We start from the raw sequence: 12,693 nt of genomic DNA on the forward strand, positions 1-12,693 counted from the left end.
GAAAACGCCCGGTCGGGAAGGCCCGACCGGGCGGTGCTCGATGGGACGGTGGATAGACCCTACCTCGAACGAGGCGAGGTCCCGCCGAAAACGGGTCTACTAGTCTTCGTCGGTGGTGTTGTGTCCTGCCCTTGGATCGGTATCGCCATCGCCCATGCTGTTGTGTTCCGCCTGCTGTTGGACCGTCACGTCTTCGTCGGCCTGCTGCGGACCGGTGACGCTGTCGCTGCAGCCGCCCAGCAGCAGGGTGCTGGCAACCAGAGCGGCGGTGAACAGGGACGCGAGGGTGGAATACGTAGAACGGTTCATGGAAATACAGGGTTGATTCACAGGGCTGTTGGCACGAAATTCGCCGTGTAATACGAGTTCTATTATATGTCCTCCGTTTCCCCGTTCCAACCCTGACCCATGTTAAATCAGCTATATCCTTGTGTTCGGTAGGTACTTATGACACACAAGTGTATAAAAATTACCTTTTTTCTCTTTTCTGTCGTCCACCTCGCCGCCGCACAACCGGCGGGCCTGGATGAGCGTGGGGTGCCCTTCCCGAGCGAGCACCACGCGCCGCCGGAGTACGGGCATTCCTCCCAGAACTGGGACGTCGTGGAGGACGACCGGGGGCTCATGTATTTTGCCAATAGCGACGGGGTCCTCCAGTACGACGGGCAGCGGTGGCGCCTTATTCCGACGGCCTCCGGAGAATTCGTGCGGTCCCTCGCGGCTGACAGCCTCGTATATGTTGGAGAAAAAGGGGATTTCGGCTACCTAGAACCCGATTCGGTGGGGGTCCTTCGCTACACCTCCCTTTACGACCGCATCCCGAAGGACGAGCGGAATTTCGAGGACATATGGAGCACCCACGTCGTTGAGGACGTCGTGTACTACCAATCCAACCAGCGTCTCTTCCGGTGGGACGGATCGACGGTCACATCTTGGAGCAGCGACGGTGGGTTCCATACGTCCTTCGTCGTGGACGGCACCCTCTACGTACGAGAGAAGGAGAAAGGTCTTCTCCGGATGGAGGGGGACTCCCTGAGCCTCGTGCCGGGCGGAGAGATCTTCCACGGGACGCCAATCTACATGATAGCGCCTCATCCGAGCGGTGACCTCCTCGTCGGCACGCAGAACAAGGGACTTTTGCGGTACGACGGGGAAGAATTTCGGTCCTTTGGACCCGGAGTGACTACCTACCTTCAAGAGAATGACTTCTATCACGGACGTTCCATTCCGGGAGACCAATACGCACTGGCGACTATCGGTGGGGGGGTTGTTCTCATCGATTCTCAAGGCCACGTGGACCGGGTCCTAGACAGGGCGTCCGGCCTCCCCGACAACGTAGTGAATCACCTCCACGTGGATCGGGGGGGACAACTCTGGATGGCCCTGAACAATGAGGGAATCTTCCGGGCTGATCTCAATTCTCCCCTCACGGTTCATGATGGACGGACAGGCCTGAATAGCACCGTTAAGGCCATCGAGCAGCACAAGGATACGACATATGTCTCGACGGAAGCCGGTCTTTACGTACTCAGAGACGGAGAGGACAACCTGATTGGGCAGTCGGCCTCTCGCTTTGAGCAGTGGGGAGACGGAGATCTGCCTACTGTCTGGGACATGGTTTCCGTTGGGGAAGAGCTTCTACTTGCCGTCGACGATCGGGGGGTTTTGAAAATCTCCGATGGCAGGGAGAAGCGCATTGCAGAAGACTGGGTATTTACTTACAGTCTTCTGAAACTAGGGAGCAGCGACATCGTCTACGCCGCAACGCGCTCGGGATTGAAAGGCCTGGTACGGTCCGAAGACACATGGACCTCCTTCTCGATGGGCCAGATAGAGACAGAAATCAGGTCACTCGTGGCGGGTAAAAACGGGAACATCTGGGCTAGCACTGGGAGCGGCGACGTTCTCCGAATAGCTCTCTCATCCAGCGGACGCCAGGTAGAAACGATAACTCAGTACGATGAAAAAGACGGTCTTCCGGATGGATACAAAGCCTTAGCTTCTATCCGTGAGCGAGCCGCTATCGTATCAGAGGAGGGCTTCTACCAGGTGCAAAACTTGGATCAGCCTCCAGAGTCCTGGCGGTTTGTCCGCGAGCAAGTCGTGCCCCCCAAGATCAGCGGCACCGATACCCTCAAGGTTCAGTCCGTAACGAATGGTAAAAACAGCCTCTGGGTCGTTGCGGAGAACCGAGTGTTTTTTGGTCGAGCGGATGCCGACAGCAGTCAGGAGAGCTCAGCGTATAGGTGGAAATCCGTCAAAGCTCTTCACTTTCCGAAGCCGGACGTGACGAGAGCATCCGTGAATCCGAACGGTACGTTGTGGCTCAGTCACGGATCGGACCTTTTTCGCTACGACTGGGACGAGGGCTCGGGGGGCCCGCCGTTGACGCCGCCGCCCTCGCCGATCGTACGGCGGGTCTCTCTGCTTGAAAGTGGGCGGACGCTACACGGAGGCACCGGTCCGGTGTCCGGGGACGGTCCTGCACTGGTCCTTTCGCACGGCCGAGACGTTCAGGTGGAGGTCGCGGCGCCCCAGTACAGCACCGTGGAACCCCACCAGTACCGCTACAAGTTGGCCGGAGACGCATGGAGTGACTGGACGACCGATGCGAGCCAGCGGTACCGAGGCCTGTGGGAGGGCACGTACCAGCTCAAAGTGCAGGCCCGAAACGACCGTGGGCAGGTTAGTGAGGCATCGACCTTCTCCATTCAGATTCTCCCGCCCTGGTACCGCACGCCCTGGGCCTACCTCGCCTACGGCCTCGGGTTTATTGGCCTGGCCTATGGCTACCGGCGCTACCGCCTGGTGAAGAGAGAGCGGCGGCAAGCCCGCAAGCGGGTGCGGGAACTGGAGCGGGAGCGCGTCGTCGCGGAGCGGCTCAAGAAGGCCAACGAGCGGCTGCGGGAGGCCAACCGGCTCAAGGAGGACTTCCTCGCTACCACCTCGCATGAGCTGCGCACCCCGCTCACCAACATCCTCGGCTCCCTGGAGGTGCTCCGGGACCTGATGGAGGGGGAGGAGACCGAGTTTCTGGACATGATCGAGAAGAACGGACAGCGCCTCAAGCGGACCCTCAACGCCCTTCTCGACCTGTCGATGCTGCGAGCTGGGGAGGAGGACCTGGGGCTCACGCCGATGCCCATCGACGAGTGCGTGGCGCGCGTGGCGTCGGACCTCCGCACAGATGCCGAAGAGAAGGGCCTCTCGTTTCGTGTAGACACCTCGGGGCCTCCCGCGCGGGCCGACCTCGACGAGCAGTACCTTGAGCAGATCCTCCGGAATCTGATCGAGAACGCCATCAAGTACACCGAGGAAGGAGTCGTCGCGGTCTCGACCGGGGCCGCCGAAGACCGGGTGTACGTGGAGGTGGAGGACACGGGCATCGGCATCGACGAAGCGTTTCTGCCGGATCTCTTCGAGGAGTTTAAGCAGGAGTCGCGAGGACGGTCGCGCACCTTCGAAGGAAACGGCCTCGGCCTTGCCATCTCGGCACGCCTCGCGGATCAGATGGACGGCGCCATTCGGGTCGAGACGGAAAAAAAGAAGGGGAGCCGGTTCCGAGTTGAGTTCCCACGCTCGTCGGCGTCCGTGGAGGCCGGAGCAGAAGGGTAAGGCGCGAGCCGTGTCTGACTGCGCGGACATGCGCGCCTCCGAGACCGAGGGGGAGAAAATCGTCGCAATCGCTTTACACGTGCAGACGGCATTGAGGCGGGGTCCGTGGGGGCTGTGGGCGAATTGACAGAAACAATCCCCCAGGTGCGAGGTGGGGTTTTGGTCCAAATACTCATCCCATTCGCCGTCCCCAGGTCGATGGCCTCGTTCCCGAGACGTCCCGTACGACTGCTTGCCGGAATTGGGCTCGTGCTGGTGGGGCTGCTGGCCGGGGTCCTCGCAATGCTGCTGATGGAACAGGAAGCGGATACGACTCAGGTGGCCCGCATTGTGGAGCGTGTGGAGACGGCCGAGGAGGCCGGCACAACCCGGACGGCCTCGGCCCCGCGCAGCTGGGAGAAAAAGGGGCCGCCGCCCGCGGCACTCAACCGACTCTTCCGCGACGTTGCGGGCGACGTCACCGAGGGAATTGTGTCAATCCGGGTTGCCTCCGGGGCAGAGGGCAACGGAGAGAACCCGCTCGGGCAGCCGACACAGAACCTCGGGAGCGGGGTGGTGATCAGCCCGGAGGGCTACGTCGTGACGAACAGCCACGTGGTGGAAGGGGCGGATCGCATCCAGGTGCGACTGACCGACAAGCGTCAGTTTGAAGCCCGGGTGGTGGGCACGGATTCGTCCACCGACCTCGCGGTCATCAAGGTGAATGGGGAGGACCTTCCGGTGGTGCCGTTCGGGGATTCGGACCAGGTGCAGGTGGGGGACTGGGTGGTGGCGGTGGGCAATCCCCTCCAGCTTACCTCGACGGTTACGGCCGGCATCGTAAGCGCGCTGGGCCGTCAACTGCGGATCATTGAGGACCAGTTCCGGATCGAGAACTTCATTCAGACCGACGCGGCCATCAACCCGGGCAACTCGGGCGGGGCCCTCGTCAACCTGAGGGGGGAGCTCGTCGGCATCAACACCGCCATCGCCAGCCGGAGCCGGCGGACGGAAGGCTACGGCTTTGCGATCCCCTCGGCGCTCGTAGAACGGGTGATCACCGACCTCATCGCGTACGGCGAGGTGCGGCGCGGGTACCTGGGCGTCAGCATCCTTCCCGTCGATGCGGACCGGGCCGAGGAGATCGGGCTCCGCGACATCCGTGGGGTGTATCTCGAGGAGATACAGCCCGGCAGTGCGGCGGATCAGGCTGGGCTGCAGGGCGGCGACGTAGTGGTGTCCATCGGGGGAAGGCCCGTCAACGCGCCCAACGACCTCCAAAGCCTGATTGCCCGCCGGCGCCCGGGCGACACGGTCGCCGTGGAGGTGTGGCGAGACGGCACTGCACGCACGTTTGGCGTGAAACTGATGGGCGAAGACACGTCGGTCTACCAGGAGTGGCTGAGTGACCTCCAGTCGGGAGCCTCCCCCAACGTGGAGCCCCCGGAGTACCGGCCGCCCGACGACGAAGAGGAGAGGACGGCTGTGACCGAGGTGGATGGGTGGAACGTGGGGCTACGCCCGTTGTCGGACACTCAGGCCTCTGCCTTTGAAGTCGATGCTGGGGCGTACGTGGCGTACGTGGAGAGCGGAGGCCGGGCGGCGGCTGCCGGCCTGCCCCGCAGCGTCGTGATGACCCGCCTCGACGATACCCGCATTGAGTCGCCCGCCGACGTCGTCCAGTATCTATCGGAGGCCACCGGGGGGGTGCTCGTGGAGGTACAGCGCCGCGACGGCACGCCGGCCTTCTACGAGATTGAGCAGTGATTTTGGAGCGCCCTCTCTCAAAAGGGCGTGTTCTCGTTCTGTCCTCCATTTCCATTCCGATGTTTAACGACCACAGTATGCTCCGATACCTGACCGCCGGCGAGTCGCACGGCGAGGCCATCATTGGCGTTCTGGAAGGTGCCCCGGCCCAGCTGCCGCTCACATCCGACGACATCAACGAGCACCTCGCTCGGCGCTGGCTCGGATACGGGCGCGGGGGGCGGTCGAAAATCGAGAACGACAAGGTGCACATCTATTCGGGGGTGCGCTTTGGCGAGACGCTCGGAAGTCCCATCTCTTTCCGCATCGACAACGGGGCCTACGAGAAGGACAAGGCCGGCTGGCCTGAGAAAATGGCAATTGAGGGAGACCCGCCCGAAGACATGGAGACGGTGACGATGCCCCGCCCCGGCCACGCCGACCTGGCGGGCAAGCAGAAGTATGAGCACGACGACATGCGGCCCGTCATCGACCGGTCGAGTGCCCGCGAGACCGCCATGCGGGTGGCCTGCTGCTCGGTGGCGCGGCGCCTGCTGAACGAGTTTGGCATCGAGGTGGGCAGCCACGTGGTGCGCATCGGGGACGTGGGGTTCGACGCCCCCGAGGAGTGGGCCGACCGTCGCAACGCGCTCATTGAAAAGGGAAGCGACGGGGCGAGTGCGCTCTACGAGACGGCCGACCAGAGCGCCACCCGCATGATCGACGACGAGATGACGGAGCGCTGCGTGGAACACATCGACCAGACGAAGAAAGACCGCGATTCGCTTGGCGGTGTCTACGAGGTGGTCGTGACGGGCGTGCCGCCCGGCCTCGGGTCGTACGTGCACTGGGACCGGCGGCTCGATGGCCAACTCGTGCAGGCCATCTGCTCGATCCAGGCCCAAAAGGCCGCCGAAGTGGGGGACGGTTTCCGGAACGCCCACCGCCCGGGCTCGCAGGTGCACGATCCCATCGAGCCCCGTGAGGACGGCGCGCAGGCCTACCCGCGTCGCACCAACCACGCGGGCGGCACGGAGGGCGGCACCACCACCGGCATGCCGCTCGTCGTGCGGGGCTACATGAAGCCGATTCCCACTCTCATCAAGCCGCTCGACTCGGTCGACACGGCGACGGGCGAGCCCGAGCCCACCCGCTACGAGCGGAGTGACATCACGAGTGTGCCGGCCGCCTCTACCGTGGCCGAAGCCACTGTTGCCTACACCGTCGCCAATGCGTTCCTCCGAAAGTACGGGGGCGACTCTGTGCCCGCCATCCGACGCCACATCGAAGCCGACGGCCACGGCTCAGAATGACCGGGGCGGGTGTCTTCTGGTCCCTCCGTGGCATCTGTGGCGATGGGGCCGAACACCCGGTCACGCGAGTGTGTAGGGAACCCTCCGCCGAGACGCCGACATTGTGAGACAAGGTCGCCCATGTCCCCCGATCCCCCATCCAACGCGGAGCAGTGCTCCACCGGGCCCCTCGTCGAACGGCCCGGTGCACTGAAGGAATTCGTGGAGGCCACGCCGGCCCCGGTCGCCATGCTCGATGAGGACTGGTGCATCGTCACGCACAGCCGGGCGTGGCTGGAGGTTTTCCAAAACGAGGGAGACGAGACCGGCAGTCCCATCGCCCTCGATCGGGTTGAGTCCACGGGGCCAGCGTTGTCCGCGCGGGAAGCCCTCCCGGCCCCGACGAATCAGCGGGGGTTCTTCGAGGTGTTTGCCGACCCCGATGGCGAGTGGCGCTCTACGTTCCTGCGGAGCCTCCAGGAAAAGGGCAGCCAGCAGGGCCGCGAACGGCAGCTCTCCCAGCCAGATGGGCCCACGTACCGGGTGGATTGGGAGGTGCGACCGTGGCAGACCAAAAACGGATCGGAGCGGGGGGTGCTCCTGTCCGTCATTGACCGGACCGAGGAGCGGCACGCCAAGGGCCTGCGTCGGCAGGTGGACCACCGCTTCGACAAGCTGGTCGGCACGATCCGCGAAGGGGTGCTCCTCATGGACGACACCGGGGTGTTCCGGGATGGAAATGAGGCGGCCCAGGACATCCTCGGCCGCCCCCTCGACGAAATCATCGGAAGCCGGTTCGACGACGACATTTGGAACGGGCTGCGGGAAGACGGCAGTCCCCTCCCCAACGTCGAGTTTCCGTTCTGGCGGGCCCACATCGAGCGGGAGCCGGTACGGGACGAGGTCATGGGCGTCTATCCTCCCGATGCACCGCCGCGGTGGATCCGGGTAAATGCCCAGCCGCTGTTCCGAAGCGGACAGGTGGCCCCCTACGCCGTCCTTGTCTCGTTCGACGACATCACCGACGAACGGCTTAAGGAGGAGGCCCTGCAAACCTCGCGCGACCTCCTGTCGAGCGTCCTCAGCAGCTCGCTCGACGGGATCCTCGTCTTCTCGGCGGTCCGGAACGCGACCGACGCCATTACTGACTTCGAATGCGTGCTGGTCAACCCGCAGGCAGAGAAGCTCTTCGAGAGCACGGCCGAAGACATCGTTGGCATGCGACTGCGGGATGACATGCCCCGGCAGGAGGAAAAGGGACTGTTCGACGCGTACCGCGAGGTGGTGGCGACCGGCGAGCCGGCCGAGATGGAGATCCACTACGACGCCGACGGGCGAGACGCCTGGTTTCAGGTAATGGCCGTGAAGGTGGAAAACGGCGTGGCCGTCACCTACCGCGACATCACCGATCGGAAGGAGGCCGAACGCCAAATCCGCGAACAGGCCCAGCTTCTCGACAAGGCCCGCGACGCAATTCTGGCCCACGACTTGGACGGGCGGATTGTGTACTGGAACAAGAGCGCCGAACGCCTTACCGGCTGGTCGAAAGACGAGGTCGTGGGCACACAGGCCCGCGACTGCCTCTACGCCCCCACGGAGGAGGACAAGCTCCATCGGTGCCACGAGACAATGATGGAAAAGGGCGAGTGGACGGGGGAGCTTCACATGCGCACCAAGGACGACGACGAGCGCATCGTTGAGAGCCGGTGGTCGCTCGTGCGCGACAGCGCCGGAGCGCCGAAGCATGTGCTCGTCATCAACACCGACATCACCGAGCGGAAGCGCCTGGAGTCGCAGTTCCTGCGGTCCCAGCGCATGGAAAGCCTCGGGCGGCTCGTGGGCGGGATCGCACACGACCTGGGCAACCTGCTGGTGCCCATCACCCTCGGGGTGAAGGTGCTCAAGCGCCGGGTGGACGACACCGACGACAAGGTGGACCAGACGCTCTCAATGATTCAGAAGAGTGCCGAGCGCGGCTCCGACATGGTGGAGCAGGTGCTGGCCTTTGCTCGCGGCGTAGAGGGCGACCGGGTGGCCCTCCAGCCGGAATTGATTGTCGAAGAGGTCGAGGAAATGACCGAGGAGACCTTTCCCGAAGACGTGGAGGTGCGCACCCGAACGGACGCGGCCCTGCGCCCGGTCGTGGGAGACGCCACACAGATTCAGCAGGTGCTCATGAACCTGTGTGTCAATGCGCGGGACGCCATGCCCGACGGGGGGACACTCACCGTTGACGCCCACAACGTGGACTTTACCGAACGGAAGGCCCGTCGCAACATCGAGGCAGAGCCGGGCGACTACGTGTGCATCGAGGTGCGCGACACTGGCACCGGCATGCCCGACGACGTGGCCGATAAGATCTTCGAACCCTTCTTTACGACGAAAGAGGAGGGCGAGGGCACGGGGCTCGGGCTCTCCACGGCCTACAGCATCATCCAGAGCCATGACGGGTTTATGGACGTGGAGAGCGAGGAGGGAGAGGGCACGACTTTCGGGGTTTACCTGCCCGCCGCCGACGAAGAGGCAACCCCGGAGGCCGCGTCCACGACGAACGGGGAAGCGGAACCCGAACGTCCGTCGTTTGATGGAGACGGGACGCAGGTCTTGGTGGTGGACGATGAGGAGTTTGTGCTGGAGTCGGCGCAACAGACGCTGGAGGCGGTCGGATACCAGGTCCGGACTGCCCTCGATGCCGCGGCGGCCCTGCGGGTGATGCAAAAAGAAGCCGTCGATCTCGTCATCACGGACCTCCGGATGCCGGAGATGAGTGGGTTGGACCTGATTCGGCGGCTCCGGAAACGGCATCCAGATCTTCCCATCGTGGCCGCCAGTGGGGTGGCCGACGGCCTTACGGAGGAGGCCCTTGAGGCCGGGGCGCAAACCTTTCTCGCCAAGCCCTTTACCGCGGAGAAGCTCGAAGCAGTTCTGCACGAGGCCCTTCATGCGTCGGAAGAAACTGTGGCGCAGTAGGAGCGGCATCTGGACACAGGCCCGAGGAGGAAAGGCCGGCCGCAGTCCAGTGTTCTGGTCAATCGGGCTGCGATGCTACACACGTAACCAGACCGTGGTGATGGGAGGCGAACTCTCTGTGCCGAGGCACCGTTTTCCCGGTACGTATTTTTAAAGCCCTGTCTTTCCAGACGCATGAGTTGGCTCACCCGCCTCGCCCACCGCGACGACGCCTCCCTCAACACACGCGCCACGCCCCGTCCGGCGGGGCCCGACGCCCCCCACGCCGTTGTCGTCGGTGCTGGAGTAGGAGGGCTTGCGTCCGCGATTCGGTTGCGGACGCGCGGCTTCCGGGTCACGCTTCTCGACCGCCTCGATCAGCCCGGCGGGCGAGCCCGGGTCTTTGAACAGGACGGCTTCACGTTCGACGCCGGGCCCACCGTCATCACCGCGCCGTTTCTCTTTGAGGAGCTCTGGTCCCTCTGTGGACGCGACCTCGAGGACGACGTGGAGCTGGTGCCCGTCGATCCCTTCTACCGCATTCGTTTTGACGACGGGACGGCCTTCAACTACACGGGCGACACGGAGGACATGGTCGAAGAAATTGCCCGCTTCGCGCCGGAGGACGTGGACGGGTACCGCCGGTTCCTGGAGAAGAGCGAAGAGATCTTCGAGGTGGGGTTCGAAGAACTCGGGCACGTGCCGTTCGACAACGTCACGGACATGCTCCGGATCGTGCCGGCGATGATGAAGCTGCAGAGCCACCGGACGGTGCACAGCCTCGTGTCGAAGTACATCTCCCACCCTAAGATCCGGAAGGTGCTGTCGTTCCACCCGCTGCTGGTTGGGGGCAATCCGTTCAGCACGACGTCCATCTACACGCTCATTGCCCACCTGGAGCGCAAGTGGGGCGTGTGGTACGCCATGGGCGGCACCGGCTCACTCGTGCAGGGAATGGCGGACCTCCTCGCGGACCTCGGCGTCACGCAGCGCTACGGCGCGGAGGTCGATCAGATTCTCGTGGAAAACGAGACGGCCAGCGGCGTGCGGCTGTCGTCCGGCGAGACCCTTGGCGCCGACCTCGTGGTCTCCAACGCCGACGTGGGCTGGACCTACCGCCACCTCGTGGCGCCCGAGCACCGCGACACGTGGACGGACCGCAAGGTGGAAAACATGGACTACTCGATGAGCCTGTTCGTCTGGTACTTTGGGACGGACCGCACCTACGAGGACGTGGAGCACCACTCCATCCTGCTGGGGCCGCGGTACAAAGGGCTGCTCGACGACATCTTCGACCACAAGGAGCTGGCCGACGACTTTAGTCTCTACCTGCACCGTCCGACAAAGACGGACCCGTCGATGGCGCCCGACGGCCACGACGCGTTCTACGTCCTCTCGCCGGTGCCGCACCTGGACAGTGGCGTCGACTGGCGCCAGCAGGCCGAGCCGTACCGGCAGGCGGTGGAGGACTACTTGGCCGACACGGTGCTGCCGGACCTGGGAGAGCACCTCGTCACGAGTCGCATGCTCACGCCCCGCGAGTTCAAGACGGACTACAAGTCGCTCAAAGGCGCAGCGTTCAGTGTAGAGCCGAAGCTCACACAGAGTGCCTGGTTCCGGCCCCACAACCAGAGCGAGGACGTGGAGCACCTCTACTTTGCCGGGGCCGGTACCCATCCGGGGGCGGGCCTCCCGGGCGTGCTGTCGTCGGCCCGTGTGCTGGACACGATCGTGCCGGCCCCGGAGGCGTTCGGCGCGTCCGTTTCCCAGAACGGGGCCGGAGCCCGCGCGGAGCCCGTCGCGTAACAGCCAAGCCATGTCCCGCTCCGACGACGCATCGCCGCCCGACCACTACGCGCGGCTTGGAGTGCAGCCGTCGGCGTCGGCCGGCGAGATCCGGGCGGCCTACCGCGAGAAGGCCCGCGAGACACACCCGGACCACAACCCGGACGACCCGAAGGCGGCCGAGCGGTTCCAGACGATTAAAGAGGCGTACCAGGTGCTGCGCGACCCGGACCGCCGCGAGTCTTACGATCGTGCCCGCACAACCCCACGGGCACCGGAGGTGCTCCGGATCACCCAGCAAGCCCCGGCGGGGTGCGGCGGATATCTCTGGCGGGTCTTTGCGGGCCTCGCGGCGGTTGGCGTCTTCTTTGTGCTTGAGGCATTGGGCGTCTGGGCCGCGGACGTGTGGACCCTCGCGCTGGCCGTGGGCGGGGGGGCGCTCGTGGCGGGCCTGCTCACGGCCCTCGTCGCCCGTCGCTTCCCCGATGAGGCCACGGACGTCTCGTTGCGTCTCGACGCTCAGCGGTTTCAACTGCGGGCCGACGGCCGGACGGTGGTTCGCCTGGCGTGGGACCGTGTAGATCAGGTTGGGGTTCGGAACGGGGGGCCGATGGTAATGCGGGTCGACCCGGGGGCGGTTGAGGGGCTGCGCCCGGTGCCGCCCGTCCTGACGACCGTCAATCGCCGCGGCAACGGTACGGTGCTCCGGTTCGACCTCTCGGGCACCGACGTGCCGCGATCCGTCCTTGTCTCGTTCCTACGGGCCACCGATTCGATCCCGGCATCGTCGAGGGACGCGTAGGTCGGTTCCGAGACCATTCGGAGAGCGCGGGGGACTGGACAAACTCAGGGGCAGCCCCTATTCTTCTGTGGATATCGTCGTGCTCCGTTCTATCACTGGTGCCCGGTTCGATGACGCACTCCTCTGCTCCCTCCAACAAAACAAAAGGTCAGATTGAGGCTGCGGTGACCGAGGCAATTACGCAATTTGAGCGTGACTACCTGGGCCGCGGGCCGAAACAGGCGAAATCGTTCATCGTCGAAAACCTGGTCGTCGTCAAGTTGCAGGGCATTCTGAGCCCAGCGGAGCGCCAGTTGAGCCACGAGAACGGAGGAGTGGAGCTCATCAAGAGGATGCGCACTCGTCTGATTGAAAGTTCCAGCGAGGACCTCTCTGGCCTCGTGAAAGACGAGACTGGGGGAGAGGTTGTCAGTATGCACACCGACATCAGCGCCCGCACTGGAGAGCGCATCTTCGTCTTCAGCCTCGATGCGGATCTGGAAGCAGCCCTGCAGAGCCGCTGACCCCCCCCCCCCCCCCCCCCCC

The 12,693-nt window shown here is 64.4% G+C and carries 8 protein-coding genes; 7 read left to right on the forward strand and 1 reads right to left on the reverse strand.

The features are described from left to right. Positions 1–99: 99 nt before the first annotated feature. A complete protein-coding gene (locus tag B7R93_RS06430; protein WP_103019999.1) occupies positions 100–309 on the reverse strand; it encodes a hypothetical protein in 210 nt (69 codons plus the stop codon). A 138-nt stretch (positions 310–447) separates the two neighbouring features. On the opposite strand from B7R93_RS06430, the gene B7R93_RS06435 reads away from it, so the two are divergent. The 7 genes from B7R93_RS06435 to B7R93_RS06465 all read left to right on the forward strand — a co-directional run bounded on the left by B7R93_RS06435 (position 448) and on the right by B7R93_RS06465 (position 12,671). Beyond that, complete coding sequence (locus B7R93_RS06435; protein WP_103020000.1) at positions 448–3,615, forward strand: ATP-binding protein; 3,168 nt, start codon at positions 448–450, stop codon at positions 3,613–3,615. A gap of 198 nt (positions 3,616–3,813) precedes the next feature. Beyond that, entirely contained in the window at positions 3,814–5,361 is a 1,548-nt protein-coding gene (locus B7R93_RS06440; RefSeq protein ID WP_103020001.1) for a trypsin-like peptidase domain-containing protein, read from the forward strand. Positions 5,362–5,438: 77 nt separating this feature from the next. Then, entirely contained in the window at positions 5,439–6,653 is a 1,215-nt protein-coding gene (aroC, locus tag B7R93_RS06445; RefSeq protein ID WP_103020002.1) for a chorismate synthase, read from the forward strand. A gap of 120 nt (positions 6,654–6,773) precedes the next feature. Beyond that, complete coding sequence (locus tag B7R93_RS06450) at positions 6,774–9,602, forward strand: hybrid sensor histidine kinase/response regulator (protein ID WP_232798103.1); 2,829 nt, start codon at positions 6,774–6,776, stop codon at positions 9,600–9,602. A 174-nt stretch (positions 9,603–9,776) separates the two neighbouring features. Beyond that, positions 9,777–11,387, forward strand: a complete 1,611-nt coding sequence (locus tag B7R93_RS06455; protein ID WP_103020003.1) for a phytoene desaturase — start codon at positions 9,777–9,779, stop codon at positions 11,385–11,387. Between the two features lie 10 nt (positions 11,388–11,397). Next, positions 11,398–12,168 carry a J domain-containing protein gene (locus B7R93_RS06460; RefSeq protein WP_103020004.1) on the forward strand — a complete coding sequence of 257 codons (771 nt, stop codon included), beginning with the start codon at positions 11,398–11,400 and terminating at the stop codon, positions 12,166–12,168. Between the two features lie 110 nt (positions 12,169–12,278). Next, positions 12,279–12,671: a Na-translocating system protein MpsC family protein gene (locus B7R93_RS06465; protein WP_103020005.1), complete on the forward strand. Its 393-nt coding sequence runs from the start codon at positions 12,279–12,281 to the stop codon at positions 12,669–12,671. Positions 12,672–12,693: the final 22 nt, after the last annotated feature.

It is taken from the genome of Salinibacter altiplanensis (assembly GCF_002894645.1).
In the GTDB taxonomy this organism is placed as follows: Bacteria; Bacteroidota; Rhodothermia; order Rhodothermales; family Salinibacteraceae; genus Salinibacter; species Salinibacter altiplanensis.

What these genes read in the sequence shown, in the direction of transcription:
- B7R93_RS06430 (WP_103019999.1), bottom strand. Translation starts at nt 309, where the DNA reads ATGAACCGTTCTACGTATTCCACCCTCGCGTCCCTGTTCACCGCCGCT.
- B7R93_RS06435 (WP_103020000.1), top strand. Translation starts at nt 448, where the DNA reads ATGACACACAAGTGTATAAAAATTACCTTTTTTCTCTTTTCTGTCGTC.
- B7R93_RS06440 (WP_103020001.1), top strand. Translation starts at nt 3,814, where the DNA reads ATGGCCTCGTTCCCGAGACGTCCCGTACGACTGCTTGCCGGAATTGGG.
- aroC (WP_103020002.1), top strand. Translation starts at nt 5,439, where the DNA reads ATGCTCCGATACCTGACCGCCGGCGAGTCGCACGGCGAGGCCATCATT.
- B7R93_RS06450 (WP_232798103.1), top strand. Translation starts at nt 6,774, where the DNA reads ATGTCCCCCGATCCCCCATCCAACGCGGAGCAGTGCTCCACCGGGCCC.
- B7R93_RS06455 (WP_103020003.1), top strand. Translation starts at nt 9,777, where the DNA reads ATGAGTTGGCTCACCCGCCTCGCCCACCGCGACGACGCCTCCCTCAAC.
- B7R93_RS06460 (WP_103020004.1), top strand. Translation starts at nt 11,398, where the DNA reads ATGTCCCGCTCCGACGACGCATCGCCGCCCGACCACTACGCGCGGCTT.
- B7R93_RS06465 (WP_103020005.1), top strand. Translation starts at nt 12,279, where the DNA reads ATGACGCACTCCTCTGCTCCCTCCAACAAAACAAAAGGTCAGATTGAG.